Genomic DNA, 615 nt, shown 5'->3' with positions numbered 1-615 from the left:
CCGCATCGTACCGGGCCTCGTTCGCCATGGAGGAGGGCGCGTCCATCGTAGGCTGCACCACCACCATGACGGCCAACGCGACGTTCTCCGGCGGCGGCGCGGTTCGCGCGACGGATGCGGACGTGTCCGTGGGGAAAGGCGCCAGCATAAGCGGGTGCAGCCTGGAGTACCGAGCCGCGTCGGGCGCCCTCATCGATGCCGTGGGCACGGTTCAGGGCGGCGGGGCCCTCTTCGCGAACAACTGCAAGGTGGACCTCGCCGGCTCGGTGGACGACTGCCACATGGTCAGCGCCGAGAACACGGGGACCGGCGACTTCTTCTCGGGCGGCGGCGCGCTGTTCGTCTACGACTACGGCTGCACCACGGCCGTCGGGGTCGATTGCCGGACCAGCGTGAGCGGCACCGTCACGGGGTGCACGGCGCTCGCGGGCGGCGGCGCGTTCTACTGGAGCCAAGCCGACGGTTACGACCAGGGCGACAACCTGTGGGTGGGCCCGAGCGGCCCCTTGACGTCCGCCGACCAGGTGGTCGCGCGGGTACTCGACGCGTTCACGGTGAGCGGGACGTTCTCCGAATGCTCGACCTACGACGTCAACAACAGGCGCACGGCCTCGC

1 protein-coding gene is annotated in these 615 nt (G+C 70.2%); it reads left to right on the top strand.

Annotation, left to right across the window (positions count from 1 at the left end):
- On the top strand, window positions 1-615 hold a 615-nt coding region (locus GPA_RS18615; protein WP_041238715.1), incomplete at both ends, for a hypothetical protein.

The organism is Gordonibacter pamelaeae 7-10-1-b, assembly GCF_000210055.1.
GTDB classification, from domain to species: Bacteria; Actinomycetota; Coriobacteriia; order Coriobacteriales; family Eggerthellaceae; genus Gordonibacter; species Gordonibacter pamelaeae.
Note: the sequence above shows the minus strand (reverse complement) of the source record. Positions and strands in the feature narration are given on the sequence as shown.